11 protein-coding genes are annotated in these 20,282 nt (G+C 60.7%); 4 read left to right on the top strand and 7 right to left on the bottom strand.

The window, feature by feature from the left end; all coding sequences use genetic code 11:
* Positions 1-292 precede the first annotated feature (292 nt).
* From GGD50_RS15255 to GGD50_RS15240, 4 genes are read left to right on the top strand one after another with little or no spacing between them, the layout of a single operon-like run.
* Positions 293-2,206, top strand: coding sequence for a non-ribosomal peptide synthetase (locus tag GGD50_RS15255; protein ID WP_183938186.1), 1,914 nt, complete (start codon positions 293-295; stop codon positions 2,204-2,206).
* Positions 2,203-10,290, top strand: a complete 8,088-nt coding sequence (locus tag GGD50_RS15250) for a non-ribosomal peptide synthetase/type I polyketide synthase (protein ID WP_183938185.1) — start codon at positions 2,203-2,205, stop codon at positions 10,288-10,290. The genes GGD50_RS15255 and GGD50_RS15250 overlap by 4 nt, the downstream gene beginning before the upstream one ends.
* Positions 10,287-12,764, top strand: a complete 2,478-nt coding sequence (locus GGD50_RS15245; protein WP_183938184.1) for a condensation domain-containing protein — start codon at positions 10,287-10,289, stop codon at positions 12,762-12,764. The genes GGD50_RS15250 and GGD50_RS15245 overlap by 4 nt, the downstream gene beginning before the upstream one ends.
* Before the next feature lie 48 nt (positions 12,765-12,812).
* On the top strand, positions 12,813-14,411 hold the full coding sequence (locus tag GGD50_RS15240) for a glucosamine inositolphosphorylceramide transferase family protein (protein WP_183938183.1): 1,599 nt from the start codon (positions 12,813-12,815) through the stop codon (positions 14,409-14,411).
* Between the two features lie 52 nt (positions 14,412-14,463).
* On the opposite strand, the gene GGD50_RS15235 is transcribed toward GGD50_RS15240, so the two are convergent.
* The 7 genes from GGD50_RS15235 to GGD50_RS15205 all read right to left on the bottom strand — a co-directional run bounded on the left by GGD50_RS15235 (position 14,464) and on the right by GGD50_RS15205 (position 20,276).
* Entirely contained in the window at positions 14,464-15,240 is a 777-nt protein-coding gene (locus GGD50_RS15235) for a 4'-phosphopantetheinyl transferase family protein (protein WP_183938182.1), read from the bottom strand.
* Positions 15,227-16,411, bottom strand: a complete 1,185-nt coding sequence (locus GGD50_RS15230) for a DegT/DnrJ/EryC1/StrS family aminotransferase (protein WP_183938181.1) — start codon at positions 16,409-16,411, stop codon at positions 15,227-15,229. Before GGD50_RS15230 ends, GGD50_RS15235 begins: the two co-directional genes overlap by 14 nt.
* Before the next feature lie 64 nt (positions 16,412-16,475).
* The gene (locus GGD50_RS15225) at positions 16,476-16,727 is read right to left on the bottom strand and encodes a hypothetical protein (protein ID WP_183938180.1); all 252 of its coding nucleotides are present in this window, start codon (positions 16,725-16,727) and stop codon (positions 16,476-16,478) included.
* A 22-nt stretch (positions 16,728-16,749) separates the two neighbouring features.
* The gene (locus tag GGD50_RS15220; RefSeq protein ID WP_183938179.1) at positions 16,750-17,571 is read right to left on the bottom strand and encodes a methyltransferase, TIGR04325 family; all 822 of its coding nucleotides are present in this window, start codon (positions 17,569-17,571) and stop codon (positions 16,750-16,752) included.
* Between the two features lie 55 nt (positions 17,572-17,626).
* Entirely contained in the window at positions 17,627-19,045 is a 1,419-nt protein-coding gene (locus tag GGD50_RS15215; RefSeq protein WP_183938178.1) for an oligosaccharide flippase family protein, read from the bottom strand.
* A gap of 101 nt (positions 19,046-19,146) precedes the next feature.
* Positions 19,147-19,437 carry a hypothetical protein gene (locus tag GGD50_RS15210; RefSeq protein WP_183938177.1) on the bottom strand — a complete coding sequence of 97 codons (291 nt, stop codon included), beginning with the start codon at positions 19,435-19,437 and terminating at the stop codon, positions 19,147-19,149.
* Positions 19,438-19,583: 146 nt separating this feature from the next.
* Positions 19,584-20,276: a sugar transferase gene (locus tag GGD50_RS15205; RefSeq protein WP_183938176.1), complete on the bottom strand. Its 693-nt coding sequence runs from the start codon at positions 20,274-20,276 to the stop codon at positions 19,584-19,586.
* Positions 20,277-20,282 lie beyond the last annotated feature (6 nt).

The raw sequence follows: 20,282 nt of genomic DNA, 5'->3' as shown, positions 1-20,282 counted from the left end.
CACTCTTTCAATAAGCGAAGAATGGCAGCCTTCTCCCTTTGGGACGCAGGGTATTTTCGCGCGTGAGGCACTCGGTTTCCTCTTCCCGTAATGCTTTTGGACAGCTCGCGACCGCCTCGGCGGTCGCTTCCGACGAAATGTCTACGTCGGCTAAGGCTTAAGACTTTCGTGGAGGACGGCAGTCATCCCAATGATCAACTGGTGATTTTCCGACAGCGTGAAATTCTGCTGACGACGATTGGGCACGCAGACCGTGCCGTCGCAGTCAGCAAACGTAGCCCGGAGCACAGCGATGATCGATTTCGATTTAGACGAGAAAGCCAATTCTCCCGTAGCCATGCACTACGACCGAGACCGCAACCTTCACGACATGGTGCGTGAACAGGCTCAGGCCACGCCGCACACGACGGCGGTCGTTTTTGGCGATACGGCGCTTAGCTACCGCGATCTCGATCGGCTCTCCGACGCATTGGCCGCCTGTCTCGTGAAACTCGGCGTCCGCAAGGCTGACATTATCGGCCTGTTCCTGCCGCGCAGCCTCAATGCCATCATCTGCAAGCTCGCCATTCTCAAGGCGGGCGGCGCGTATCTTCCGCTCGATCCCGCCTTTCCGCTCGAACATCTCGATTATGTCATCGGCGAATGCGAGCCGAAGGTGGTCTTCGTCGATTCGGCCTATGGCGATAAGATCAGCGTTGTTCCCAGCATGCGCGGCCGGGTTATCGAGGCCAGCGCGATCATCGCAGAAATGTCCATCCGCCCGCCGCAGCCGAAGCCTTCCGTCAAGATCGGCGGCGACGACCTGGCCTATGTCATGTACACCTCCGGTTCGACCGGCCGGCCGAAAGGCACCGCGATCGCGCATCGCAGCATCTCCCGAGTCGTCCTGGATCAGACCTATGTCGATTTCCAACCGGATGATGTGGTCCTCCACACCGCAACGATCGCCTTCGATGCGGCGACCCTCGAAATCTGGGGAGCATTGCTCAACGGCTGCACGCTTGTCGGTATGCCGGACACCAGCTTCTCCGTCGCTCGTCTCAGCAACCTGATTCGCGAAACCGGCGTCAGCGTCATGTTTCTGACGACGGGGCTCTTCAACGTGTTTGCCGACCATGCGGACGGCGATATGCCGAAGCTTCGCCATGTCCTCTTCGGCGGCGACGTCGGCTCGGCGGTTCATGCGCGCCGTTTTCTCGACCGTCACCCCGGCTGCAAGCTGACGAATGCTTACGGACCGACCGAAACGACGGTTTTTGCGACAGCCTTTGAGGTACCTCCGAACTTTTCCGGCCAGGAATTGCCGATCGGCAGGGCGATCGCGCATACGGGCGTTGCCGTCCTCGACGAGGAGTTGCGGGAGGTCCCGCACGGAACCGAAGGGCAGTTGGCGATCTCGGGCGACGGGCTTGCGATCGGTTACTTCAAACGTCCGGAAATGACAGCCGAGAAGTTCGTGACGATCAACACGAATTGCGGGCAGAAGCGCTACTATCTGACGGGCGATCTCGCCGTTCTGCATGCGGATGGCATGGTCGCCTTCAAGGGACGCCGCGATCGGCAAATCAAGATCAACGGCAAGCGTATCGAACTCGATGAAATCGAGGCGGCGCTGAGACGCGATCCGCGCCTTGCCGACGGCATCGTCCTTTGCCACGTCCAAAGCCCGACGCTGAAGCGCATCGTCGCCTACCTATGCCCCCGTCAAGGGAGTGCAGGCCCCGATTTCGTGCCGAGCGTCATGGCGACGCTGCGCGCAACGCTTCCGGCCTACATGATCCCGAGTGCCGCCGTGGTGGTCGACGCATTCCCGCTGACGCCGGCCGGCAAGGTCGACCGCTCCAAGCTTCAGCCGCCGCCGATGGAGCAGATCGAGATTGCACCCGACGCCATCGCCAAGAGCCAGACGGAGACGCTTCTGACAAGACTCTGGCAGGACGCGCTGGGTGCGGGGAAAATCGATCTCGACAGAAACTTCTTCGACCTCGGCGGAACGTCGCTTCAGCTCATGGAGATCCATGCAGGCCTTGAGGCCGAGCTCGAGCGCTCCGTCGATGTGGTTGCCTTGTTCAAGCATCCGACGATCCGCGAATTGGCGCGCTACGTCGACGGCAAGGCTTCGGGTTCAGCACGAGCGATCGCAGCCGCCCAGCGCGCCGCTCTCCAGAGAAAGACCATGTCCCAATTCCGCAGGAGTTCTTCATGACGAAAGATTTCGACACCGGTCATGCCAATGGCAATGAGAGTGATTTCGATAGCAATCAGGATTGGGACAATCAAGATTCGGGCGGTATCGCAATCATCGGCATGTCCGGTCGCTTCCCGGGAGCGCCTTCAGTAGCAGCGCTTTGGCAAATGGTTTGCGAGGGTCGGAATGCCTTCTCGCAATTCTCGCCGGAAGAACTGGAAGATGCCTTTACCGACGAGGAGCGCGCGCAGCCGAACTTCGTTCCGGCCCGCCCGCATCTTCGCGATATCGAAATGTTCGATGCCGATTTCTTCGGCATGTATCCGCGCGAGGCAGCGCTGACCGATCCGCAGCACAGGGTCTTCCTGGAAATCTGCTGGGAAGCACTCGAAAATGGCGGCTACGATCCGCAGCGCTACCCGGGAATGATCGGCGTCTTCGCCGGCTCCTCGATGCCGACCTATCTGATCAACAACGTCCTTGGTGATCGCGCCAAGGCGGAGGAATTCACCTCCAACTATCAGATCGGCTGTTTCCAACAGCTTGTCGGCGCGCTCAACGACACGCTTGCCACACGCATCGCCTATAAGTTCAATCTGCGCGGTCCCGCCTTCACAGTGCAATCGGCCTGCTCGACCTCGCTGCTGGCCGTGTCGCAGGCCTGCCAGAACCTCTTGACCTATAGCTGCGACATGGCGCTTGCCGGCGGCGTCTCCATCACCATTCCGCAAAGGCGCGGCTACATCTATCAGGAAGGCGGCATGGCCTCGCCGGATGGCACCTGCCGTCCCTTCGACGCGAACGCCGCCGGGACAGTCTTCGCCAGCGGCGCCGGCGTCGTCCTTCTGAAGCGCCAGGAGGATGCTATCCGGGATGGCGACCATATCTATGCGATCATTCGCGGCTATGGCGTCAACAATGATGGCTCCGACAAGGTCGGCTTCGTCGCACCCAGCGTCGAAGGCCAGGCCGAAGCGATTTCCGCAGCCTTTGCGAATGCCGCCGTCTCGCCGGCTACTATCGGCTATGTCGAATGCCACGGCACGGCGACGCCGCTCGGCGACCCCATCGAATTCAGCGGCCTCAAGGGTGCTTTCTCGGAGGATCCGCCGGGGCAAGCAAGTTGTGCCCTCGGATCGGTGAAAGGCAATATCGGCCATACGGACGCCGCGGCCGGTGTTACTGGCCTTATCAAGACGGCGCTGGCGCTGGGCAAGGCGAAGATACCGCCGATGCCTAACTACGAGAAACCGAACCCACGCATCGACCTCGATCGCAGCCCCTTTTACATCCCGACCGAAATGATCGACTGGCCGGAAACGGAGGGGCCGCGCCGTGCCGGCGTCAGTGCATTCGGTGTCGGTGGCACGAACATTCACGTCATCGTCGAGGAGGCGCCGGTTCGTCGCGCCGAGTCCGCCGGTAAGCAGGAAGAGCCCTATATTTTGCCGCTTTCGGCATCGAATCCGGCTGCCCTCTCAGCGATGCGCGGCAATCTCGCTGACCATCTTGCCAAGAGCCCCGGCCTGCCTTTGGCGCAACTGGCCCACACGCTGCAGGCCGGCCGGCGTGAATTCAATCACCGCCTCGCCATTGCCGTCAGCACTGCGGAAGAAGCGATCGATCGCCTGACAGCGGAGCGCTATCAGCCGCTCGTTGCCGCCGATCAACCGCCGGTCGCCTTCATGTTTCCGGGGCAGGGCGCTCAATATCCCGGCATGGGCGCCGGTCTCTACAGCGCGGAGCCGGAATTCGCCCGCTGGATCGACCGCGGTGCCGAACTCCTGAAGATGACGCTTGGCGTCGATCTGCGCGACTATATCTGCCACACCGGCCCGGTAACGCAGTCCATGGCCGACGAGCAGCGCGAGACGCGCATCGCCCAGCCCTGCCTCTACCTCGTCGAATACGCGCTGGCGCGGCTGTGGTTGAGCCGTGGCGTCAAGCCCTATGCGATGATCGGCCATAGCGTCGGCGAATTCGTTGCTGCAACGCTTGCCAACGTCATCTCCTTCGAAGACGGCTTGCGGCTGGTCGCCAATCGCGGGCGGCTGATGCAGAACCAGCCGCATGGTGCGATGGTGTCCGTTCGCGCCGATGCCGAAACGGTCTCCATGCATCTGCGCGGCAATGTCGAAATCGCCGCGATCAATGCGCCGAAGCTCTCCGTCATCTCAGGGCCGTTCGAGGATATCGACACGGTCTGCACCATTCTCGAATCCGCCGGCATCGCCTTCAGCCGGTTGCATACCTCGCATGCCTTCCATTCGGCGATGATGGATGACGCCGTTCTTGCCCTGCGTGAAGAAACGGCGAAGACCACCTACGGCAAGGCCACCATGCCGTATATTTCCTGCGTTACCGGCGACTGGCAGACCGGCGAACGCGGAACCTCGCCGGACTATTGGGCGAGCCATTGCCGCGATGCGGTTCACTTCGCCGATGGTCTCATGACGCTCTGCCGTGGCCGAAAACCGGTGCTTCTGGAAGTCGGTCCCGGTCGAACGCTCTCCGTCTTTGCCGCGCAGACGATTGCCCGTGACGGTCTTGCCGCCATCGTTCAGTCGCTGCCCGAGCATGATCGTGCCTTTGCCGCTGCCGAGACCCTGGCGGAAGCACATGGCAAACTCTGGATGGCCGGCTACACGCTGGAATGGCCGGCTCTGCCTGCCAACGCCCAGCAGCGCCTTGCACTGCCGACCTATCCGTTCCAGCGCCAGCGCCACTGGATCGACGCACCACAATCCTCCCGCCGTGCGTCGAGCCAACCGGCTCTGCCCGCTGAAATTCCTGCGCCCGCTGCCTCTTTCGCAGCCGATGTCAACCTTGTCGATGAGAACAACGCCATGAACGTCGTAACACCACTCTCCCTTTCCGATCGCGTCCTCACACTTGAAACATCCCTGTTGACCTTGCTCAGCGAAATGTCAGGGGAGACGTTGGGGGTTACCGAGCGGGCCGTGACTTTCCTCGAACTCGGTTTCGACTCGCTGTTCGTCGGCCAGTTCGCGCAGCGCATCGAGAAGGAATACAAGGTCAAGCTTTCCTTCCGCGAGCTGCTCAGCAACATTCCCTCAGTCGCTGATTTGGCTCTGCATCTCGACCAGCAGATGCCGCCGGATGCAGTAAAACCAGCCGCCGCACCGCAGGCGACGCCGGTTGTCGCTGCCGCCGCGCCCGTTGCCGCAGCACCGTCGCCGGTCGCAATTCCGATGGCGTCAGGCGCTTCGCCCGATTTGGCAGCCGTGCTGCAATCGCAGATCCTGCTCGCGCAGTCGTTGTTTGCCCAGCAGTTGCTGATCCTGCAGGGCGGCACGGCGCTCGTTCCGCCCGCTGCTGCTGCGATGGCAGCCGCCCCGCAACCAGTGCCGGCCGTTGTCGCTGCTCCCGCGCCTGTCGCTGCAGCCGCCGCCAAGCCGGCGACGGAGGCAACGGAAACCGAATTCGGCACGGAACGCATCAAGCTCTACCGTCCGGGCGCAAAGAGCCTGGCGCCCGAAATATCCAATGCGAAACGCGCCTTCATCGCCGACCTGACCGCCGCCTATGAAGCGAAGAATGCCAAGTCCAAGGCCTTCACCAAGGACAATCGCCATTGGCTCGCCGACCCGCGCACGGCTTCCGGCTTCCGCGCCGACTGGAAGGAAATGGTCTTCCCGATCGTCTGCGACCATTCCAAGGGCGCGCACATCTGGGATGTCGACGGCAACAAATACGTCGATCTGGTCAACGGTTTCGGTCAGACTGCCTTCGGTCACGCCCCGGATTTCGTCATCGATGCGATCAAGGCCCAGGCAGACATCGGCTTTGCCATCGGCCCGCAGACGCCGCTTGCCGGTGACGTTGCCGGAATGATCGCCGAAGTGACCGGCCATGAGCGGGTCACCTTCTGCAACACCGGCTCGGAAGCCGTCATGGCCGCCATGCGCCTTGCCCGCGCCGTCACCGGCCGCGACCGCATCGTGGTCTTCGCCAACGACTATCACGGCCAGTTCGACGAAGTGCTGGTCAAGGGCCGCAACCGGGCTGACAAGCCGATCGCTTTGCCGATCGCTTCCGGCATCCCGATGGCCTCGGTATCCAACATGACCGTGCTGCGTTATGGCGCACCGGAAAGCCTCGATTTCATCCGCAACAATGCCGATGAGATCGCGGCCGTTATCATTGAGCCTATCCAGAGCCGCCATCCCGAACTGCAGCCGATCGAATTCGTTCGTGAGCTGCGCGATGTCGCAACCAAGTCGGAATTCGCCCTGGTCTTCGATGAAGTCGTTACCGGCTTCCGCGTCGATCCCGGCGGCATGCAGGCAATTTGGGGCATCAAGGGCGATATGGCGACTTATGGCAAAGTTGTCGGCGGCGGCATGCCGATTGGAGTTCTGGTTGGAAGCGCGCGTTTCATGGATGCTCTCGACGGCGGCCATTGGAATTACGGCGATGACTCCGTTCCCATGACCGCCCCGACTTTTTTTGCCGGCACATTCGTACGTCACCCGCTGGTGCTTGCCGCGGCAAATGCCGTCCTGCATCACATCAAGGGCGAAGGTGCGGAACTTTATGGGCGGGTCGCCGAACGGACCCAGGCCCTCGTCGCCGAGATGAAGGCGGAGCTTGCCAGGCGCGGCATTGCCGATGTCGTTCATGGCTATAAGAGCTGGTTCGCCGCCGACTTCAGCAGCCAGGATTCGCTGGGGTCGCTGTTTTACGCCCAGATGCGCCTGAACGGCGTCCACATCCAGGAAGGCTATCCCTGCTTCCTGACGACGGCCCATAGCGAAGACGATTTCCAGACCATTGCCAAAGCCTTCCGCGACAGTCTCGACGCCCTGCAGTCGGTGGGCATTCTCGCACCTGCCGAAGATAGGCCGACCCCGGTGGTCGAAACGAAAGTACCCGCGGTGGCGCGCGCTCCGCGGCCTCAATCCGCACCGCTGACGGAGGCACAGACGGAAATCTGGCTGGCGGCACAGGCCGGCGACGAAGCCTCGTGCTCTTTCAACGAGTCCTTTTCATTGAAGCTCGAAGGCGCTTTCGACGAGAAAGCGTTCCGCAAAGCCATTGATACTGTCGTTGACCGCCACGATGCCTTCCATATCCGTTTCGACCGCAGCGGCCAGTTCTTCCACTTCATTCCGGATTTCAAACTTGACCTGCCGCTGGTCGATGGTGCCGATGAAGCTCATCTGCGGCAGATCATCGAAGATGAGGCGCTGACACCCTTTGACCTCGTGAACGGTCCTCTGGCCCGCGCCAGCATCGTGAAGCTTAGTGACGACAAGCACGTCTTCGTCTTCACCGGCCATCACATCGTCTGCGACGGCTGGTCGATCAACGTCTTCGTGGACGAGTTGTCGACCGCCTATGCCGCCTACCAACAGGGCGACACGCCGAGCTTCGAACCGGCTCTGTCCTTCGCCACCTATTCGACCGACTTCGCACCGAAACCGGAGAAATCCGGAGCAACGGAACAATTCTGGCTCGATCAATTCAAGACGGTTCCCGATCTGCCGGAAATGCCACTCGACCGGCCGCGCCCGGAATATCGCAGCTTTGCCGGCGGAACCTGCACCGGCTTCATCGGCGAAGAGGTCTACAAGACGCTGAAGAAGGCAGGGGCAAAATCGGGTGCGACGCTGTTCTCCACCCTGCTTGCCACCCTGCAGGTGACGATCTCCAGGCTTTCCGGCCAGGATGACATCGTCATCGCCATCCCGTCGGCCGGCCAGAGCCTGATCGGCGACCAGATCCTTGTCGGCCACTGCGTCAATCTCCTACCGCTGCGCCAGACGGTGACGCCGGCGGAATCCTTCGTGACGCACCTGAAGGCAACGCAGCAGTTGGTCTTCCAGGCGTTCGAGCATCAGGACTACACCTACGGCACGCTGGTGCGCAAACTCGGTATCAAGCGCGACTCTCGGCGCCTGCCGCTCACCGAGATCCAGTTCAACCTGGAGCGGATGGCCGGTGGCTCCGCCTTCGGCAACCTCAAGCCCACGATCGAGCCGAATGCGAAGGCATTCTCCAACTTCGACATGTTCTTCAACATGATCGAGGCAACGGATCACATTCGCATCGACGTCGACTACAATGCCGATGTCTTCGACCGCGCCACCATCGAGCGCTGGATCGGCCATTTCGCGACGCTGGCAGCAGCACTTGCGAAAGATATGGATCGCAAGGTCTCCGACCTGTCGCTGCTGACGGCGGACGAGAAATCCTGGCTGATCGACGACCTGAACCATACGGCGATGGAGTATAATCACGACGAGTTTGCCTTCTCGCTCTTCGCCCGCAAGGCAGCACAAACCCCGAATGCTGTCGCCGCCGAACATGACGGCCGCACGATCACCTACGGCGAACTCGAAACCCGCTCCAATCAGCTCGCCCTCTATCTGCAGATGGCGATCCCCGAACCCGGCCAGCGCGTCGCGCTTCTCGTCGAGCGCTCGCTGGAAATGATCGTCGCTCTTATGGCGGTCATGAAGTCCGGGCACACCTATGTGCCCATGGATCCGGCCCATCCCGAGCCGCGGTTGCGTCAGACGCTGGATATCGCCCGCGTCGGCGGCCTGATCTGCGACAGCGACGAGATGGCACGGCTTGCTGCCTCGGGCACGCCTATCATCCGCGTCGACAAGGACGCCAAGGCCATCGGCTCGATGACGGGTGCTACCCTGAAATACCTGCCGACCGACACGACCGCTCCGGCCTATATCATCTTTACCTCGGGCTCGACCGGCATGCCGAAAGGCGTCGAAGTGTCCCACCGGGCGCTGACGAACTTCCTCCTCTCCATGGCGAAGGAGCCGGGATTCACCGCCAGCGACACGCTGATTGCCGTGACGACCATCTCCTTCGATATTGCCGGGCTGGAAATATACCTGCCGCTGATATCGGGCGGAAAGGTCGTCATCGCCAGCCGCACCCAAGTACAGGACGGTTTCGCGCTGGTGAAACTGGTCAACGAGCACAATGCCACGGTGCTTCAGGCAACTCCGACGCTCTGGCAGATGCTGACCGAGGCCGGCCTCAAGGAACGGCCGAACCTGAAGATGCTGTGCGGCGGCGAACCCTTGCCGAAGGAGCTGGCGAAATCGTTGCTGACGATCGGGGGTGAGCTCTGGAACATGTATGGCCCGACGGAGACGACGATCTGGTCTTCGTTGCAGCGGATCACCGACGCGGATCAGCCGATCACCATCGGTCACCCGATCGCCAATACGCAGCTCTACATCCTCGACCAGAATAATCGTATCGCGCCGATCGGCGTAACGGGCGAACTGCATATCGGCGGCGACGGCCTGGCGAACGGTTATTTCGACCGGCTTGACCTGACCGAGAAAGCCTTCGTGCCGTTCTGCTTCGCAACCGGGAGGCCGAAGCGGCTCTATAAGACCGGCGATGTCGGCCGCCGCCTGGCCGACGGGTCGCTGCAATTGCTCGGCCGGCGCGACCAGCAGATCAAGCTGCGCGGCTTCCGCATCGAACTCGGCGACATCGAAGCCGTCGTTTCCAAAGCCGAAGGTGTCCGCCAATGCGCCGTCGTCGCGGCGGAGAACCAGAAGGGCGACCGCTCTCTCGTCTGCTACGTCGTGCCCACCATCAGCGGCGCCGAGCTTTCGTCAGCCAATCTCGCCGCCCATGCCAAGGCCAATCTTCCCGGCCATATGGTGCCGAGCTTCTGGGTGACCGAAAGCGAGCTGCCGCAGACGGCCAATGGCAAGCTCGACCGCAAGACCCTGCAGTTGCGCGGCGTGCCGCAGCGCGAGGCCGCAATCGTCAAGGTCCAACCCAAGACGGAGACGGAGCGGCGGATCCTGACGATCTGGCAGGAGGTGTTGAACCTCGGCGACATCAGTGTCGACGACAATCTCTACGCGCTGGGTGCCGACTCGCTGACCATCTTCCGCATCGCCGCCCGCATGCTCGATACCGGCCTGCCGCTGGAGGCAAAGCATCTGCTGCGTCATCCGTCGGTGGTCGAGCTGGCGGCCTTTGCCGACAGCCAAGGCGAGATCAAGACTGATTCGGTGCAATTCCACGTTCCTTCATTGAAAGACTTCCGTAACGGCGCACGCCGCGGATTGGAGAGGGCGATATGAGTACTGTTGAAAACAGCCCCGTAGGCCAGGTTGCCGATCTGGAGATCATCGGCGAGTTTCCCTGCACGCAGACGCAATTGCGCTGCTGGATTCTCGACCAGTTGCTCCCCGGCAATCCAGCCCTCAATGTCGCGGTTCGCTGGGAAATTCGCGGCACATTCAAAGCCGCCACCATCGAGCAGGCCTTTCGCAAGGTGATCCAGCGCCACGAGATCCTGCGGACGCGGTTCATCGAAAGGGAGGGCCGCCCCTATCAGCAGGCGGTCGACCGGATCGATTTCAAAATGTCGGTGATCGACCTTCGCAGCATGGCGGCCGATCAGCGTCAGGCGAGAATTATGTCGATCGGCGAGGAGACGGCGCAAGCTCCTTTCGACCTCGGCAAGCCCGGGCTCTTTCGCGTCTCCTTGCTGATGGCCGAAAATGACCGCGGGGTTCTCCTTATCACCGCCCATCAGAGCTGCTTCGACGGTTGGTCGATCCGCGTGCTCGGACGGGAAGTGGGGGAAATCGCCGCCGCTATCGACGCCGGCAGGCCGCCGGTGTTGCCGGAATTGCCGCTGCAATATGGCGATTATGCCCTCTGGCAGCAGGAATATCTGCAGAGCTACGGCTTCGAGACGGAAAAGACCTTCTGGAAGGAAAAACTCACCGGTGCGCCTTACTTCGAGGTCACTCCGGATCATCCGCGCGGCCGTGTGAAGACCAATCACGGCAATATTCTCTCCGTCGCGCAGCCTCTCGCCTTCAGCGAGCGCATGGACGCCGCCGCACGGGCTCACCGCGTCTCGCAATACAGCTATGGCGCCGCCATCATCAGCGCCATGCTGCATCGGCTGACGAATGCACAGACCGTGATGTTCGGTTCGCAGGTGGCGGGCCGTGAACATTCCGATCTGGAAGACCTGATTGGCGTCTTCATCAACAACCTCGTCCTGCGCTTCGATTTCTCTTCCGACATCTCGTTCGCACAGCATATCCATTCGGTCAGCGAGACGGTGGAAGGGGCGCTGAACCATCAGCGCATGCCGTTCAACAAGCTGGTGGAACTGATCAATCCGGTCCGCGATCCCTCGCGCAATCCGCTGATCTCGGTGAACTTCAATTTGCAGAAGGCATTCTTGGAGGATCACCGCTATGGCGGCTTCGAGCTGATCAGTTCGCCCTCGCAATCGCCCGGCGTCATCTACGATCTGAGTTTCATCATGATCGGCCGACCGACGGGCTGGCGCATGTCGATCGAATATAACGCCGATCTCTTCGATGCGCGCACGATCGAAAGCCTGCTGCAGCTTTGGCAGAAAGCCTATGAGATCGCCCTCGATCATCCCGAGGCATCGCTGTCTTCCCTGACCGTGCCTGAACGGCAGGCGATCGCTGCCGCCAGGGACACGGCGGCCGAGGCTTCCGCAAGCCACGCTTCGGCCGACACGCCGGTGGCGAAGAAGACGGCGGCGCTTGCCGCCCTCTGGCAGGACATTCTCCAAGTTCCGCAGGTGCGGCCGCAGGACGACTTCTTCGCGCTCGGCGGTCATTCCCTGCTGGCACTGCGGCTGCTGTCGGCGGTGCGGGATAAATTCAACGTCAAGCCGACGTTGGAGCTTTTGTTCAAGGAACCGACACTCGAAGGCTTTGCCGCCGCGATTTTCGAGACGCCAAAGACAAAGGAGCCCGCCACCGGGATCGCCAACCCTTGGGAATTGCTCACCTGCAAACGCGGCACGGGGCCGGCCTCGCTTTATACGCTGAACCACCCCTTGCTGTATTACCGCCTGGCAAACGCATTGCCGGATACGATCTCGGTTCATAACGTCAACATGTTCAATCCCGATCTCAGAAAAGGTCTGGCTGATCTGCGTCTCGAAGACATCGCTCGCCATGCGGTCGACGCCATGCAGATCGACGTCAACGCCGGACCGATTGCCCTTGCCGGGCTCTGCGTCAACGGCACGCTGGCCATGGAAGTGGCCCGGCAGTTGCGGGAGAAGGGCGCCGATGTCAGCTTCACCGCCATCATCGATTCATGGGCGCCAGGCTACTTCCGCTCGCTGCCGAAAAAGGAGCAGAAGCGCTGGAACAGGGAGCGGCGCGTCAAACGCTTCAGCTATTTCACCAGGAAGGTATTGTCGGGCCGGATGCCGTTGATCGTCTACCTCAAGGAGTTCAACTTCTCACTGGCACTTCTGAAAATGTTCGGTGTCAAAGCTGGGCAATATTCATCTGACGAAGAGGCCAATGCGGCGGTGACGGATCTGCTGGTGGCGGCGGCGCGCAGCTATAAGCCGGTGCAGAACAAGGACCCATCTGTGATACTGTTGCGCAGCCAGGCCAATCATCACCGCGCTCGCAAGCTGCTGTTCGGCTGGGGCGACGCGGTGGCAGCAGATACCACCGTTGTCGACATTAAAGGCTGGCATGAGGACTCGGTGGCCGAACTGGCATCGGTCGTCTCCAAGAAGTTCGGCGGCGCCTAAGGCGCCGCTTCGAAAGCTATCCGGCGAAACCGCACAGGAAACGCGATCATGGATATGACCAGGCCTTTGAGGATCGGCATTCTTGCCGGGCACAAGGATGGCTTTGAGAATTGGGAGCTGATGGTCTTCGACCGGATCCTCGCTGACCCGCGCTTCGAGCTCGTTACGCTGCTCGTTCATCCCAGCGCTTTCGGCAACCGGAAGACGTCGTCGTTATTTGCTCTGGGAGCCCGGCTGGAAGGCAAATTCCTGGCCCGGCAGCCTGCCTATACTCCGAAGCATTTCGATGTCGGCCGGCAGCGTGTCGATTATCTCGAAGCGATCAACGGCCGCAATGCCACTGATGGCAGTGTCGCAAGCGCATTACTCAAGCGTCTCGACCTTGATCTGGTCATACGCACCACCCCGGAGGGATTGCCCGACGATGCGATACGGGCACTGCCGTTCGGCGAATGGGCCTTCAACTTCTCCGATCAGCGATCGGAACATGTCGATTGGTTCAGCTATGGCAGCGTCATCGCCAAGGCACCGACAACGGAGCTGATGCTTTATGCCAAGCGTGGCGGTGAAATGCCCGTCGCCGAAATCGCCAACTCCTCGTTCAACATCAAGTTCAGTGCGGCCCGCAATGCCGCTTTTGTCCGGGAGCGGGGCGTGACGCTTCTGATGCGCGAAGTCGCGCGTCTCGCAGATACCCGCAAGCTCGGCTCCTCGGTGGCGCGCCTAGGACCTACGTCTGCCCCATCATCCGGCGATCTCCTCCGCTACGCCGGCGCGCTATCAGGCTATCTCTCAGCAAAAACGCTCAAAGCCTTGAAAACAAAGCTACGCTTCGGATCGTCCATCTGGACGCTCTACACCGGCCGCGGGCGGATCGATGATTTCGATCCTACCCAGGCGATTGAGATTCCGCCGACCAAGGGCGACATCAAGGCCGATCCATTCCTCTTCCAGCACGATGGCGAATGCTATCTGTTCTACGAGGCCTATGCCGATGGCGACCGAAAGGCGCATATCGCTGTCGGCCGCTTCAACGGCGACAAGGTGGAGCGGATCGGCGTGGCACTCGACCGTCCGCACCATCTCTCCTATCCATTCGTATTCCGCGAAGGCGACGATATCTTCATGATGCCGGAGACGCATCAGTCGGGGCGGCTCGAGGTCTGGCGCTGTACCGAATTTCCATTGAAATGGGAGCTTTATTCGACCGCCCTCGAGGGCCAATCGGCCGCCGACAGCATTCTGATGCGTCACGACGGCAAATGGTGGCTCTTCACCAATCTCTCGGATCACCACGCCTACGAGGATCATTGCAGTGAACTCTACATCTTCGAGGTCGACGGCCCGGAGCTGAAGCGCGTTGTGCCGCACAAGCGCAACCCTGTCGTCATCGGCAGCACCGTGGCCCGCAATGCCGGGCGCATCTTCGAGCGTGACGGCAAGATCTACAGGCCATCGCAGCGAAATGCCCATGGAATCTATGGCTACGGGCTGAACATCATGGAAATCGAGGAGCTCACGCTGGACGATTATAAGGAACGCTGCATCCGCACGATCACGCCTGACTTCAAGACCGGACTTCTCGGCTGCCATCATTTCGACGCAGCGGGCGGACGCTATGTCATGGATGCAAGATTGAGCATTTAAAGACCGCCGCGCAAAAGTGCGGGGCGGTTTTGTGATGGCGACATGCGCAAAATCAGGGGCTAAAGGGCGCGGAGCGAATCCGGAGATCGCGATGTGCTATGGCCGTCTCACCCTCATCGCTACGATAGCGCAGGCCGACAGGGCGACCCTTTGTCAAGGCGAGCACCGCGCCGGCAAACGTGACCGGTGTTTCGAGTTCCAGAATTCGCCAGTTGAAAGGCGCGTCGGGATCGCCATCCAGGCGCTCCAGCCTTGGTTCGCTTGACCAGTCGAAGGTTACATCGAAACTGTCGAGCGGCAGCGAGAGTCCCTCGCCATGCGCCTTGACGAAGGCCTCCTTGCGCGTCCAGCAGCGATAGAAACCGTCGAGATAGGCCTCCGGCGGCAACGCCTGCAGGGTCAGACACTCCTTGCGGGAAAAGAAACGGCCGGCGATATCTTCCTTGAGGAAGCGGATTTCCTCAATATCGATACCGAGTTCGTAGCGGTCCGAGACGGCGAGCGCCGCAAGATCGGCGCTGTGGCTGAGATTGAAGTGGATCGGCGCGCCATCAGGAAGGGCGACGGAGGGCTTGCCGTGGTCGTTGTAGGTGAAGGTCACCTTTTGTGGAGACAGGTCCAGATAGCGCCCCAGGATGGACCGCAGCCGTCCTCTTCCGACGATGAACCTGTGTCTGTCGCGCTCGCGCACGAAGCGCGCAGCTCTTGCCAGCTCTTCAGCGGATAGCAGCGCGGCGAACTCATCGAGTGAGGACGACGGCGCATCGAGGCTCCAGGTCCAGACGTCTATGAGGTCAGGGCCAATGACTTCGAAACTAGGTTGTTGCATAGGAGAGCTTGCCGCTGGCGGTCGGGCCTTGGCGAACCATACGCCGTGCCAGATAGGCCATCAGCGCCGCCGGATAGTTCTCGCCGAGACTGATACGGCAGGTGCGCTTCAGAATATCCAAGGTCTGCGTGCACATATCAGGCGTATATTCGATCTTCCGATCGGTCCAGTTGTAAGGGTTCATCGCCGGATGGCCGCTGCGCTGCTGCAGCACCGGCTGCCAATTGGTGTAGACATGGCGGCTGGAATCATAGAGCCGATAGACGCCACGCTTGTTCTCCTCGGCAAACTGCCTGGCATCGTCAGGCGTTTCGAAGATGACATGCAGGCCGGCGGCATTGGCGACATCATTATGCGGACCGATGCGCATTCTGTCGCTCTTCGACAGGATCTCTGTCATCAAATCGTAGCGCTTGCGCATGCGCGCAATCATCGGATCAAGCCGCTTGAGCTGCACGTTCAGCATGGCGCCTTGGATTTGGCTCGCCTTGAAATTCACGCCGAGCATCGGTGGTTCGTTGGCATTGTCGAGATGGCCGCGAAACAGCGAACCAATGTCGTGATACATGCGCGCCCGGGCGAAAAGCTGCGGATCGTTGGTGACGACAGCGCCACCTTCGCCGATGTTCATGTTCTTGAACTGGTTGAAGCTGTAGGCGCCGAGATCGCCGATCGTGCCCGTCCGCTTGTCCTTGTAGGTCAGCCCGACGGCCTGGCAGGCATCTTCGATGACGATGAGACCGTACTCGCGGGCGATCTCCATGATGCTGTCCATGTCGCAGACCATGTTCGACATGTGCACCGGGATGATCGCCTTCGTCTGCGGGGTGATTTTCCGGACGATATCGGCCGGGTCCATTGTCAGTGTCTGATCGATGTCGACCAGGACCGGCACGGCGCCAGCGGCCAAAGGCGCGCCGGCGGTGGCGATCCAGGTATAGGCCGGCACCAGCACTTCGTCGCCAGGACCGATGCCGGCTGCGACCAGCGCTGAAATCAGCGCCCCGGTGCCGCTGCTCATCGTCAGCGCATGCTGTACGCCGAACTTGGCGCAGAAATCCGCCTCGAATCGCAGCAATGGGCCACCGGTATCATCGCCGTAGCGTGCTAATTTCCCCGAGGCAAACACCGGCGCTAGCGCCATCCATTCCCGCAATCCGACCTTAGCCATATCTTTCGCTCCCGATAAAATCAGCGGTTCTCGTCTTTGAGACTAGCGCCCGCTCACGGCATTTTCAGCATGGCTTTCCGGCCAGAATGGCTTGATGCACGGCCGAACGACCTATCCAAAATCGGTAGCTGAGATACGCGTCTATGCCGATTGGACGATGATCTGTGAAGTCGATATTACGATAGAAAAACAAGGAATTGTGAGAAAATCCTAAGAAGTGATTCGCGGCTTCAAATTCGCCCCGGGCGACACGCTGCTGCATGCCGATATCGCGATTGTTGGCGGCGGCCTCGACGACGAGGCCTGACGAAAGCATGCCACTTGTTTCGGGAATATCGTTAGCCGAGGCGGAAATAGAAACCGGCGCTTTCGCTTCGTCCCAATTCCGGATGAGTGTCGATGAGGTGAGACAGAGACGGGATCGCCCAGCGGTCGACCTGCGTGTAACCGAGCTGCGTCACATCGCTCAGGAAAGTGGTCTCGTCGCGCATCTGATAAGGGACATACGTGCCGCTTATCCGTTCCAGCGTCACAACCGGGCCCCTCTTGTGGAAGGCGACCTTGTTGAGGATCAGATGCCGGGGCAAAGCCGGCAGGCGCTGCAGCAGGCTGGAGAGCGGCACATCCAGATATTGCATCAAGCCCGACCCCAGGAAAAGCGGAATGCGACCGGCATCCTCGATCCGGTCGACGAAACTGAGGCTGGTGAGGCCATCGCGCTCCGCCAAACGTCGGCCGACGCGGATGATGGAGGGAAGGTCGTAGACGACCCAGCGGAAGGATTCGTCGATCGGGAGCAACGGGCGGAAAGCTCGGTATTTCGTTCCCATATGGCCGCCGGCATCGATCACGCCGTCAACCTCCTGCATCACGTTGCGCATCCAAAACAGCACCGGATAGTCCCATGGGAAGACCTGGCACATTTTGTTAAAGGCGACGGTGGCGATTTCCTCGTGGTCGTAGCCGGCCATCGGCATGGTCTTGGCGACAGCGAAGGCGGCCTCGTAGGAGCTGTAAGCTCCGGTAAATCGCCGCGGAAAAGGCGAAAGATAACGCAAGCGTCCGCCGGCGGCGCGCAGCGGTGACAAAGACCGGCCAAGGCTGCGAACCGCGCCGCCGAGGAATGAGCGCGTGTTCTCTGACAAGGATGCGGTCGCCATTATCATTTCCTCATCCGGCCTCGAACGGCCTTTCTCGTTTTGAAAATTCCCAGGCCTATCGCCGGACGATCGCAAAGATCGGGATGGGGATGCCCATCACCTTCTCAAGGATCGCGAGGGTGAGAACGTAGGCCGCTCCGCCGGAGACGACCTGTATCGCCAGCGTCACCAGATGCCGTAGCGCGGACGCTTCGGCGAGATAACCGAGCGAATAGACCGTCGCTGCCATGGCTGCGATGGCGACGGCGACATAGGCGCAGTCGCTGATCACCCGCCGCCACGCGAGGCCGCCATAGTTGCGCTGCAGATGCATAGATATCGCAAAGGAAATCAGCGACGCCAGGCATTGGCCCCAAGCCGCCGCCTCGACGCCGAAGGGTGCTAGGAGGACGATCAGGCCGACTGAGATAGCGCCGTTGAGCAGGAGCGCGGCAGGCATATGCCTGATATTGCCGGACAGAGACAGCAGTGGCTCGGTGACATAGCCGGGCGTCAGCAGCACCTGCTTGGCCGACAGGATCGTCACGAGAATTGCCGCTGGCGCCCATTTGTTGCCGAGCACCACGTCGATCAGGCCGGATGAGATCAGTGACAGGCCAAGATAGATCGGCGCCGAGATCGCCATCAGCAGGGTCATGAAGGTGGTCGCGGAGGCACCGACATCGCGAATCGTTTTACCGTTGGCATCGATCTTAGTGGCCGCCCGGCGAAACAGCGTCCAGGCAAGCATGCGCGCCGGCTCGCCGATAAGCTCGGAGAAGGCGGCGATGATCCGCTCGGCGACGCGGTAGTAGCCGGCTTCGGCAAGGCCGAGAAAGCTGCCGATCGCCAGCGTACCGGAATAGGAACGCAGGAAGATGATAAGCCGGTTTGCCAGAATATGGCGCGAGAATTCGAGGATTTCGCGCGCGAACGGCACGGTCAGGCGTAGTTTTGGATACCACCGCGCGACGATGGCGGAGGCGAACACGCCGACGAGCAATGTTGCAAGCCGTCCCGCCACGAGCGAGAAGATATTCCAGCCGATCCACAGGCCGAGCATGGTCACGCCCAGGCCGGTGAGCTCGGATGCAATACGGATAGCCGCCTGCTTGCGCAACTGCCCCCTTGCGACCAGCAGCCCATCATAGACGACCGAAAGCGATGAGGGCAGAAACCAGCAACTGAAGAGGCAAAGCAGCATGCCTTCCCAGGGCTGATGGAAGACAAGCCAGACGACCGCGGAAATCGACAGGCCGACGACTGTTATCAGGATCCCGGAGATGATCGAGATCGTGCCGACCTGGTCGAGCTCGTCCCGTGTGCACTCCGTTTTCATGATGAACTCGCCCCATCCGCCCTCGGCAACGACGACGAGCAGGATCACGATGGCGGAGCTATAGGCATAGAGGCCGAATTCGGCCGACTCCAGCACGCGAGCTGCGACGAGGAAAACGACGAGCTGCACGACCTGGGAGACGATTTTCGAACCCAAGGTCGAGGCGCCATCGCCGATAACGGAAGGCAAACGCAGACGGAGCCATCGCGGCAAGCCGAATCGGCCCTTAGGTGAGGGGGGAAGGGGAAATGCGTCCATCACCGCACCGCCTGAATCGGACGAAAGGATGTTGAAAACCCCAGGTTTTTCCACAGCCAATCCGCCTCAACCCCACAATATTGAGTGGACTTCTTTAAGAAAAACCAGATTTTCTTAAGATAAATCATGTATTGTTCCCATTCGGAACACAATCTTGCGCCAAGGGGAACGCTCCAAAAACCAAGCAAATTGGCGTTGAACGGCCTAACGTTGCGTAAGTTGCGGCCCGGGCCTAAAAGGATGTTTTTGGTTGGTATCCGCCCAACAGAGGGTTTTTCGTAAACTGTCATGAGACAACATGCAGAACAGGTTATGAAGGACGTCGATCCCGATCGCACCACAGCCGGGCAAGGGCGCTTTCCGCGCCGGAAATTCGTGCTCCGTTGGCTGCTGATATTGTTTTGTCTCGCTGTCTGGGCTGCGGTCGCCATCTTCTTCATTTGGTGAGTCGTTCCTTTTCATTGCGGGCAAGCAGCACGACGCCGACGGTCTTCCAGAGAATGTTGGCGTCCGTCCAGAATGAGCATGTGTGGTAGTAATCGACATCGAACTGTACGCGCTCCTCGTAGGAGGTGTCGGCGCAGCGATTGACCTGCCATAGGCCGGTGATGCCGGGCTGCAGCGCCAGATAGCAGTAGAGTTGCGATCCGTAGCGCTCGAGTTCCGCGGCCACCACCGGGCGCGGCCCGACCAGGCTCATCTCTCCGCGCAGCACGTTCAGGAGCTGCGGCAGTTCATCGGCGCTGCTCATGCGCAGATATTTGCCAAGCCAGTGCACGCGCGGATCGTTCATCAGCTTCTGAGTGGCCAGCCATTCCCTCTTCCGCTCCGGCTCGCGCTCCAGCAGTTCGGCCAGGCGCCTGTCGGCATCCTTGCGCATGGAGCGGAATTTCAAGCACTGGAACGTGCGGCCCTCTCGGCCGATGCGGGTGTGGCGGTAGATGATGGGGCGGCCATCGACCAACAGCAGAGCGATGGCGATGACAAGAAGCGCGGGAGCAAGAAACAGCAACCCCACGACCGAAAGCACTATATCGACGGCACGCTTGGCGCGGCTGCGCCTAGCTGTCTGTTTCAAATCATGAAGCGATTGCTCATCATGAGCAAAGCCATCAAAAGCCGACAGCATCTCTTG

This window comes from Martinezella paranaensis, assembly GCF_014200235.1.
Lineage (GTDB): Bacteria > Pseudomonadota > Alphaproteobacteria > Rhizobiales > Rhizobiaceae > Rhizobium > Rhizobium paranaense.
This window is presented reverse-complemented; position numbering and strand designations above follow the sequence as displayed.